Here is an 8,823-nt window from a genome sequence, read left to right as displayed (position 1 = left end):
GGTCACGGAATGTTTGTGATCTTGCTCGTGATGAGTCCGGCGACCAGGTTGGCCGCCTCGGCCTGCATGGGCATGGTGACGTGCGAGTAGGTGTCCAGGGTCACGCCCACGTTCGCGTGGCCGAGGCGCTCCTGGACCACGCGCGGGTGGACGCCGGCCTTGAGCGCCAGCGTCGCGTGGGTGTGCCGGAGGTCGTGAAGCCGGATCTTCGGCAGTTCGGCTCGCCTGACCGCCTGATCGAAGTACCAGGACAGCGTCTTCGGGTGGATGGGAGCGCCGAGAACGCGGCAGAAGATGAGGCTCTGGTCGTCGTACTCGCCACCGGCGAGGAGCCGTTCCTCGAGCTGCCTCGTCCGGTGCGCGCGCAGCGCCGCGACGGTTGCCGGGTCCAGGGCCACCGTGCGCCAGCCCTTGTTGGTCTTGGGCTCGCTCCAGGACATCCCCGGCTCGCCCGCTCGGCGCGCCTGCGTTGTTACCAGGGTGCGGCGGATAGAGACGAGGCCGCCGTCGAGGTCCACCGCGTCCTACACGAGGCCGAGTAGCTCGCCACGACGCATTCCGGTGGTCGCGAGCGTCCACCAGGCCGCGCTCAGCCGATGTGTGGCTGTCGCTGAGAGGAAGGCTGCGACTTGCTCGGCCGACCAGGTGCGCATGGTCGACCGATGGGTGCGTCCCGGCTTCGGCGGGTCGGCAGCGTCGCTCGGGTTGCGCACCAGCCGGTCCCAGCGCACCGCGTCGCGGAACGCCCGGTGCAGGATCACGTGCACGTAGGCGACGGAGCGCGGTGCGAGTGGCCGCCGCGAGGTCCGGCCCGCGAGGAGGTCGGCGTAGAGCCGGTTGAGGGCCCCGGCATCGACCTTCTGCAGCGGCCAGTCGCCGACCGGATGCGCCGCGACGTGGAGGCGGATGTTGCGCGCGTGGCTGTCGAAGGTGCTCGGCCGGATCGTGGCCCAGATCGCAGGCAGCCATTCGTCGGTCAGGAACCGGCCAAGCGTCTGGCGTGAGGGCGGGACGTAGGTCTGCTGCGCCAGGTCTCGCAGGATCTTGTTCAGCTCGGCCTGGGCTGCGCGCTGGGATGGGAATCCGCGGCGGCGGGTCTGCCGGCGCCGGCCGTGCTCGTCGGCGATATCGACGACGAAGTACCACGCGCCGTTGGCCTCTTGCTTGACCGTGCCGCGTCGCCGACCTGAACGTCCGGCCATGGCACCTCCACAGCGAAGGTGGGACAAGAGCGGGCTGCAGTCACACCCTCCGCTGTTCGGCGCGTGGGCGGACGGTCGCTGCCGCACCTTGTGGATAACCGAGCGGCAACTGGCGCGCCGTCGGACCTACCCGGCCGGCGTCGATGAAGGCGTCGAGGTCGGCGTCGTCGATGCGGACGTGGGCGCCGAGTTTGACGTAGGGGATGCGGCGTTCGGCGATGAGCCGGCGGATGAACCGGGTGCCGGTGGACAGTCGGGCGGCGGCCCGGTCGACGGTGAGTAGGGACATGGGCGGCTCCTGTCTGCCGAAGAGCGGGTACTGCGGGGAAGCAGTAGTGAAACGCTTCCCGGAACATACCATCGACAAGGTGCGCAGCAAGTGGTCGTACTGCGTCGGGACCATGTACGGTGTGCGGCGTGGTCCCACGCAGGAGCAGTGGCCGGCAGCAGCCGGCACCGGACGGCGACGAGCCGGTGGCGGATCTGAACGAGATCGTCGCCTACAACTTCCGCCGGGCCCGGGAGCTGCGCGGCTGGACGCAGCAGGAGACCGCCGAGCGGCTCGAGCGCTTCGTCGGGGTGCGGCTGCGCCAGGCCGGGGTGTCGGCGATCGAGGCCGCCTACGGCGGGGAGCGGCGGCGGGAGTTCGACGCGCAGGAGATCCTCGCGTTCGCCTGCGGGTTCGACCTGCCGCTGGTCTGGTTCTTCCTGCCTCCGCCCGGGGACCGGCGCCGGTTTCGGGGTGCGCCGGACCAGGTCAACGAGCTCTACCGGCTCACCCTGGGCCGCGAGGACCAGCTGCCCGCGCTGTATGACCGGTTCCGCGAGCTGGGCACGGTCGAACCGGACGAGGACGACACCGTCCTTCAACGCCTCTACGGTGCCCCGACCGAGCGGCAGTTGGCGGACTACCGGCGCCGGCGCAAGGACCTGCTGCTCGCGCTGCTGGACGACCAGGCCGACGAGCTGGACCGCTCCGCGGAGGAGCTGGGCCGCTTCTTCGACCACCTGCGCCAGGTCGGCATCCGCGGCTACGTCGCCGAACACGCAGGCGACTCCGACTACCTGCGCCGCGCCCAGGAGCCGGCCGAGAAGCCCGTCGCCCGGAGGCGCCGGAAACCGTGAGCTTGCTCTGGTAGCACCGTCGGTACTACCCTGGCTGGTGTGGGTGTGGTGAAGCGGTCGGTGTCGGTGGACGCTCGGCTCTGGGACGAGCTGGTCGCGGCGGCCGGGGGTGCTGCGGTCTCGCCGCTGGTCAACGACGCGCTGGCCGGCTACCTGCACCGCCGCCGCGCCCTGGCTGCGGTGGCCACCTACGAGGCGGAGCACGGGGCGTTCACCGCCACCGAGCTCGCCGAGGCCGACCGGGCTCTGGACGCCGCCGGTGTCGCTGACCTGACCGCCACCCCGGCACCGCCGCCGGGCGGCCGGAAGCGGCGGGCCGGGTGAGCGGGCTGACCTACGACACCGGGGCGCTGCTCGCCGCTGAGGCGGGCGAGCGCCGGGTGTGGGCGCTGCACCGCCGGGCGCTGGACCGGGGGCAGGTGCCGAGCGTGCCGGCCGGGGTGCTGGCCCAGGCCTGGCGCGGCGGGCCGCAGCATGTGCTGTCCCTTTTCCTCACGGGCTGCGCTATTGACGTGTTGGACGAGAATGCCGCCCGGATTGCCGGTGCGCTTTTGGGCCGGGCGCATTCGACCGACGTTGTCGATGCCACGGTGACCGTCGGCGCGTTGGCCCGCCGGGACGCGGTGGTGACCAGCGACCCGGGCGACGTGGCGGCCTTGGCGGGGGCGGTGGGCCGCCGCCTTGACCTGATCCCCGTCTGAACCGGCCGGCGGCGCACGGGGGTCCGGGGGCCGCGACACGCCGAAGAAGCGCCCGGGGACTGAAAATCTTTGGTTCGCGGTTGGGGCTGTGCTGTGGTTGACCGTGGTTTTCCGTTGTCTACCAGCGCTTTCCGCTGTTCGGGGCCGACGGTAGTCGGTCCGGACCGCGTCCCAAATTCAGGCGCAGACATGTGCATCCGGGATGCCTTACGGTGCGCTCGTGCTGTCCACGTCGAAGATCCGTCAGGGGTCGTGGGCGTACTGCGCCGAGCAGGTCGGGCACGGGGCGTGCGAGTACTTCCTCGGCCTTGGGGAGGCGCCGGGCCGGTGGGCCGGCCACGGCCTCGAACCGCTCGGCTTGGAGCCGAATTCGATCGTCACCGACCAGCAGTTGGAGGCATTGTTCGGCCGCGCCATTCACCCCACCGAAAACACCGAACTGGGTCGACCGTGGCGGGCGGATGCGGTCACTGGATATGACCTGTGCTTTTCCGCACCGAAATCGGTGTCCGCCCTGTGGGCCCTCGGCGGGGAGCAGACGACGGCGGCGGTGCGGGCGGCGCACCGCGCCGCGGTCGGCGCCGCGCTGGACTACCTGGACGCCCATGCCGCGTTCAGCCGGGTCGGCCGCGACGGCCCGGTGCAGGTCGCCAGCGACGGGTTCGCCGCGGCCTTGTTCGACCATCGCACCTCCCGGGCCGGGGACCCGCAGCTGCACACCCACGCCCTGGTGGTGAACAAGGTCCGCTGCCCGGACGGGGGTGGCGCAGCATCGACGGGCATGAGATCTACGCGCACAAGAAGTCCGCGGGCGTGGTCTACCAGGCGGCGTTGCGTAACGAGCTGACCCGCCGCCTCGGTGTGGACTGGACGCCGGTGTCCCGGGACGGCCAGGCCGAGATCGCCGGCGTGCCGGCCGAGCTGATCGCCCTGTGGTCCAAGCGCACCGTCCAGGTGACCGCGGAGGCGGCACCGCAGATCGCCGCCTACGAGACGGCGCTGGGCCGGCCGCTCACCTCGACCGAACGCACCGCGGTCACCAAGGTCGCGGTGGTCAAGACCCGGCCCGGCAAGGAACCGGTCGACATCGCCACCCTGACCGGCCGGTGGGCCGCCGAGGCCGCCGCCGCCGGCATCAGCCCGGCCGCGCTGGCCGCCGTGGTGGGCCGGCGGGCCACCCACCCGCTGCCCGGCGAGGTCACCGGGGTGCCCGGGCTGCTGACCGGCGCGGTGCGGGCGGCCGGCGCCCGCCGCGCGGTGTTCAGCCGGTCGGATCTGGCCGGCGAGATCGCCGCCCGCGTGCCGGCGGTCGGGTTCAGCGGCGACATGGTCCGCGAGCTGGTCGAGCACTGGACCAACCAAGCCCTCACCCTCGAGGAAACGGTGCCGCTGCGGCCGGCCACCGACGGCCCGGCCCGGCCGTCGGACGCCCGCTACGCCTCCGCGACCACGCTCGCCCTGGAGGCCGAGGTCCTCGCGATCGCGCGGGTGGGGCGGGCCGCCGGCGCCGGCCTGCTCGATGCCTACCCGGTCATCACCACGCTGCGTGGTCACCGGCTCGACCCCGACCAGTACGGCGCGGTCGGTGAGCTGCTCACCGACGGCAACGTCGTCTCGGTGCTGGTCGCACCGGCCGGCACCGGCAAGACCCGCAGCCTCGCCGCCGCGGTCGACGCCTGGCAGGCCGGCGGGCAGCACGTCATCGCCCTAGCACCGACCGCCCGCGCCGCCAAAGAACTCGGCCTGGCCGCCGGTTTCAGCGCGGACACGGTCGCGAAGTTCCTGCACGAACAACCCCGCGCCGCCTGGCAGCCCCCCACCCCGGCTAACGAGGCCTACCTGGTCGGCCCGGGCTCGGTGCTCGTCGTCGACGAAGCCTCCATGCTGGCCACCGCCGACCTGCACGCGCTCACCCAGCTCGTCTGGGACCGCGGGGCCAAACTCGTGCTGGTCGGCGACCCCGCGCAGATCGGCGCGATCGACCGGGCCGGCGGCATGTTGCCGCTGCTCGCCGCCACCCTCGACGCCCCCGAACTCGGCAGCGTGCACCGCTTCGACGACGACTGGGAACGCCACGCCTCCCTCGCCCTGCGCCGCGGCGACCCGGCCAGCATCCCCGCCTACCTCTACCACGGCCGGGTCCACACCCCCGGCGATCGTGATCAGACTCTCGACGCCCTGTTCGCCCACTACACCCGGCTATCCACCGCCGGCCGCCGGGTGCTCATGCTCGCCCGCACCCACACCGACGTCGACGCGCTCAACACCCGCGCCCGCACCTGGGCCCAAGAAACCGGCGCCGTGCACGGCGAACCGCTGCTCGCCGACACTGACCGGGACTGGCGGGCCGGGGACCGGTTGCGCGCCACCCGCAACAACCGGCGCATCCGCCTCGGCGACGACTACCTACGCAACGGCGACCTCCTCGAAGTCACCGGCCCCGCCCCCAGCGGGGGGTTGACCGTCCACCGCATCGACAGCAACGACAGCGCGGTCCTGCCCGCCGACTACGTGCGCGTGCACACCGCCTACGGCTGGGCCAGCACCATCGACGCCGCCCAAGGCGCCACCATCGACGACGGCCTGCTCCTCGCCCGGCCCGGCCTGGACCGCACCCGCCTCTACGTCGGCCTCACCCGCGGCCGCCACACCAACCACCTCTACCTCGCACCCGCAGCCGAACCCGAAATCCGGGCCCGCGGCAGCACCCAACCGCCCGTCGACCCCGCCGCCGCACTCCACGGCATGCTCAACACCGTCGACGACAGCACCGCCGCCACCCCGTGGCTCCCCGACAACCCCAGCGCACCGGCGCCCAGCCGGGATCTGCGCCGCACGCTCGAGCAGCGGTACGCCGAAGCCGCCGCCCGCGCCGCCCAACCACACGCCGACCGCGACTACACGGACCCGCACGACCGATACCTCGACGATGATCGGGACCGCAGTCGTGGGCGAGGGCGCTAGCGCTGACGAGCGCCACGCCCGATCCTGTTGTTGGCACTTCGTGTGCGTAACTGGCTTTGTTCGGCGAACATGTGATTTCCATCCCGACAAACTGGTTGCCGCTCCTGTATTCCCAGCCGGGCAACAGCCGCCGGCTGCGCGGCCCACGCCGGGTCGGTCTTGCGCCCTCGGCGACTATGCAGGTCCTAGGTCGCCCGGCGGCGGGTCACGTCGCCGCTCGCCGGTGACCATCTGTTATGACCGTGAAGATCACATCATCTAGTGCTCGCACCCGATGATCCTGGGCGGCGCGCACCACCCTGCCAGTCGAAGCACTTCCCACCACAAGCACCCGTCGGGGGTAGCGCTCGGACGGCGTCATGAGCGCAGCGAGTTCGGCGCAGCGACGGCGTATGCAACGACGTTGTCCTCGTAGTGGCGAGTTTTATAGTTGAACGCGCCCCCACACGTGATGATACTGAGATGTGGTGGGCCATCTACACGGAAGAGTTCCGAGGGCAACTGATCTTTCGCATATTCGCGAAGAGCCACAACTCGATAGCGAACTTTCATGTGCGATTCCACGAGATCTAGCGACGCGCCGATCCGAATGTGGCGCAAGGGAAACAGGGCACCCGTGCCGCGCGTTCGCGAGTCGACGTGACCGTCTAGTACGACCGTACCCTCATTCGCACCGGGGGTGGCGCCGCCGGACCACCATCCCACAAGACGCACGTCGTCGGGCACGGCAAGGGCTCCACTTGCTTCCGACGTCACAGCAATAATTGGAGCGTCTATGCTCAGCGAAGGTATCTGGAGACGTAGCGGTACCCCCCCAGCCTCGGGAACTCTCGTTCGGGTTGCTACGGCGTCACTTGCGCCACTAGACGGAAGATCACCGCTGCTTAGCCGTGGCTTCTGGCATACGCGCCACGCACAAATGATAAGCGTGACACTCACTAGGAGGCCCGCAATTCCTACGGAATTGGCGAGGCGCCGCCCTAGCGTTGGCGATGCGCCCATACCAGTAAGCCGGTTGAGATTGCAAAGAGGCTCACGCCACCAATCCAAAGGGCCGGAGGCCCGGATGCTGGCACCAATCTCCCGGCTGCGCCCCCACCGCCTGCGTTTACAGTGCGGGGTACGAATGCAGCGTGGGAACCGGAGCGTGCGGGCGAGCTGTGGCCTTCGCAGCTCGATCCGCCAGGTGCACAGTGCACGATCGTCGGACTGGGCGAGGGGGCCGGGGAGCTGTGGCCTTCGCAGCTCGATCCGCCGGGTGCACAGTGCACGATCGTCGGACTGGGCGAGGGTGTCGTTGCCGAGGCTGGGTCGGCTGCGATACCCATCAGCAGGAAGCCAGCCGCCGCTGTGGCCGCAAGGAATCGGAGCAACAACGGCAGCGCCCTAAATACCGTAGCTATTCTTTTGATGCCTAACCACGGTGAACCGCTGGCGGTAGGCGCCATTGTAGGTCTCCAATTCGCGGGCGAGAGGTGCCATGTACGTCTGCTGCGTCCCTTCGTTACCGGCTACGGACCGCAGGCGTCGTGCACGTCGTTGAAGGCGCCCGGAGATACATACGCAGCGTGCTCCAGCTGTGTTCCGCCGCTGTTCACCATATTGATATATTGCGGAAGGTGGGACGAGCCCGTCAGGTAATTGCCATAGCTGTAACCGGACACGTACTGCCAGTTGTCGGTTCCATAGTCGCGTAGCTTCGGCAAGCTGCCATTCACCGTGGGTCGTTCGTCGATCGCTTCAGCAGTTGTCTCGTCGATGTAGTTCTGTATCGGGTCGCCCGCATAAGAATTGCGGACGGTGTAGTTGGTCGCATTACCATTCGTAAAATCGTGCCACCCGAAACGCACGTACGGCCCGAGTGAGTCAGTCGCGTAAGTCGTCGAGACTCCGAGAGTATCGCCGCCCGAGATAGTAAATGTTACCTGTACCTCGGCATTGGGGTGGGCGGCGTCGAGAAGTTCGTACCAAATATAGTCTTGGTTCGGTACTCCGTCCGAGCCCATTCCATTCTGGACCAGGCTCTTTGTGTTGGCGCCACCGAGTCCCACCCACGCTGAGTGGTAGTCATTCGGAGTGCAGGTGCTGTACCCGTGTGTTCCGTTTAGCTGTCCGTAAACGTAGGCATAGTTTCCGGCATGTCCAACTAAGCCTCCCCAGTTGGTGCTTGTGGAGTTGTTCTGGACTGCTTCTGTGTCATGTCTTACTTCCGTAGCACAGAGGGAAGACGGAGCCTCGACCGCTGTATAGTGGTTCACCCACTCGTTGTTCCAGACCTGTAATGTCGCCGGATCAGTCGGGCGCGCTGGAATTCCATAAAATTCCAGTTCCTCGTTGGTTGCGTTGGCGGGCTTCCAGCCCGCCGGCGGAACGTGGCTCTCACCTTCCGATCCCTGTATGTCGTAGTACTGAATCGTCGCACCGTCCGGACGGCCCTCTGGGTCATTTGGGCCCACCCGCTCCGTGTGACTTACGCCGGCGGTGGCAACACATGATGGCGCCTGTCCAGAGTCGCTGGACGCTTCCGCGCCGGCACCGGCCGAGACCAGCCCTAGACAGCCGCTCAGGAGCAGCGTGCCCGCTGCTGTCGTGATGCCGCGACGGGATCCTGATGACAACCGCAAGGAGTCCTCCCCGTGTATTCCCGGCCCCCGCTAAATCAGCGGCTGGCCACCGGCGCGTCGGGGCCGGCTTTGTCGCAGACTCTGACTGTCCCAAGGTCATCTTTCACAGATCCGGACATCGTGACCAAACCGTTACATGCAGTCCTGCGCTGAGAGACGCGACCCCGAGTGGCGGCTGTGGATCATCCTGCAGCCCGGCCCGCACCT

General features: G+C 69.0%; 9 protein-coding genes. 5 read left to right on the top strand and 4 right to left on the bottom strand.

The features are described from left to right. Positions 1 to 2: 2 nt before the first annotated feature. The 3 genes from VFJ21_01755 to VFJ21_01745 are packed head-to-tail and all read right to left on the bottom strand — an operon-like array spanning position 3 to position 1,491. The gene (locus VFJ21_01755) at positions 3 to 518 is read right to left on the bottom strand and encodes a site-specific integrase (GenBank protein ID HET7405849.1); all 516 of its coding nucleotides are present in this window, start codon (positions 516 to 518) and stop codon (positions 3 to 5) included. Between the two features lie 6 nt (positions 519 to 524). After that, positions 525 to 1,202 (bottom strand): site-specific integrase, encoded by a 678-nt coding sequence (locus tag VFJ21_01750; GenBank protein HET7405848.1) that lies wholly within the window; start codon positions 1,200 to 1,202, stop codon positions 525 to 527. Between the two features lie 40 nt (positions 1,203 to 1,242). Next, positions 1,243 to 1,491: an excisionase family DNA-binding protein gene (locus VFJ21_01745; GenBank protein HET7405847.1), complete on the bottom strand. Its 249-nt coding sequence runs from the start codon at positions 1,489 to 1,491 to the stop codon at positions 1,243 to 1,245. Positions 1,492 to 1,619: 128 nt separating this feature from the next. Here VFJ21_01745 and VFJ21_01740 point away from each other — a divergent pair, with 128 nt between their 5' ends. From VFJ21_01740 to VFJ21_01720, 5 genes are all read left to right on the top strand, one after another. Further along, complete coding sequence (locus tag VFJ21_01740) at positions 1,620 to 2,327, top strand: helix-turn-helix transcriptional regulator (protein ID HET7405846.1); 708 nt, start codon at positions 1,620 to 1,622, stop codon at positions 2,325 to 2,327. Between the two features lie 39 nt (positions 2,328 to 2,366). After that, positions 2,367 to 2,651 carry a hypothetical protein gene (locus tag VFJ21_01735; protein ID HET7405845.1) on the top strand — a complete coding sequence of 95 codons (285 nt, stop codon included), beginning with the start codon at positions 2,367 to 2,369 and terminating at the stop codon, positions 2,649 to 2,651. Further along, entirely contained in the window at positions 2,648 to 3,028 is a 381-nt protein-coding gene (locus VFJ21_01730) for a hypothetical protein (protein ID HET7405844.1), read from the top strand. Before VFJ21_01735 ends, VFJ21_01730 begins: the two co-directional genes overlap by 4 nt. A 220-nt stretch (positions 3,029 to 3,248) precedes the next feature. Beyond that, positions 3,249 to 3,875, top strand: coding sequence for a MobF family relaxase (gene mobF, locus VFJ21_01725; GenBank protein ID HET7405843.1), 627 nt, complete (start codon positions 3,249 to 3,251; stop codon positions 3,873 to 3,875). Next, complete coding sequence (locus VFJ21_01720) at positions 3,842 to 5,992, top strand: AAA family ATPase (GenBank protein HET7405842.1); 2,151 nt, start codon at positions 3,842 to 3,844, stop codon at positions 5,990 to 5,992. The genes mobF and VFJ21_01720 overlap by 34 nt, the downstream gene beginning before the upstream one ends. 1,511 nt (positions 5,993 to 7,503) lie before the next feature. Here VFJ21_01720 and VFJ21_01715 read toward each other — a convergent pair. Continuing rightward, positions 7,504 to 8,448 (bottom strand): hypothetical protein, encoded by a 945-nt coding sequence (locus VFJ21_01715; GenBank protein ID HET7405841.1) that lies wholly within the window; start codon positions 8,446 to 8,448, stop codon positions 7,504 to 7,506. Positions 8,449 to 8,823 lie beyond the last annotated feature (375 nt).

Source organism: Mycobacteriales bacterium, assembly GCA_035690485.1.
Classification (GTDB): domain Bacteria; phylum Actinomycetota; class Actinomycetes; order JAFAQI01; family DASSKL01; genus DASSKL01.
The sequence above is the reverse complement of the archived record's forward strand: the minus strand, read 5'-3'. Positions and strand labels throughout refer to the sequence as shown.